Source organism: Saccharibacillus sp. WB 17 (assembly GCF_008634075.2).
Taxonomy (GTDB): Bacteria; Bacillota; Bacilli; order Paenibacillales; family Paenibacillaceae; genus Saccharibacillus; species Saccharibacillus brassicae.
The window spans coordinates 1-353 of the sequence record NZ_VPFK02000008.1 but is presented as its reverse complement, the minus strand read 5'-3'; the positions used below and the strand labels follow the sequence as shown (position 1 = coordinate 353).

General features: G+C 51.8%; 1 rRNA gene. It reads right to left on the bottom strand.

What is annotated here, in order from left to right:
* Positions 1-259: 259 nt before the first annotated feature.
* Positions 260-353, bottom strand: a 23S ribosomal RNA gene (locus tag FTE24_RS02375); the annotation flags it as partial.

Sequence of the window (353 nt, the reverse complement as noted above, 5' to 3'; positions counted from 1 at the left end):
TCGTGTTCGAGATGGGAACGTGTGGAACCCCTCTGCCATCACCACCAAACCTAGGCTTACGAAGTAAGCCGGAACAGATTGTCTTTAGGAAACGAAGATCCCGATTGGGCCTGTGTTTCCTAAACAAACTCTGTCTTGTACAAGGTTTGCACCTTGAAAACCGGATCCGAAACGATCCACTTCGCGTCATGAAGTGTCTGCTTACGCCGAAGTCTCAACCGAAGCGGATGCTTCCGAAGAGCCTTGCTGCGCAAGTCTATAGGATAAGCCCTCGACCGATTAGTACAGGTCAGCTACACGCATTGCTGCGCTTCGACCTCCTGCCTATCTACCTCGTCGTCTCCAAGGGGTCT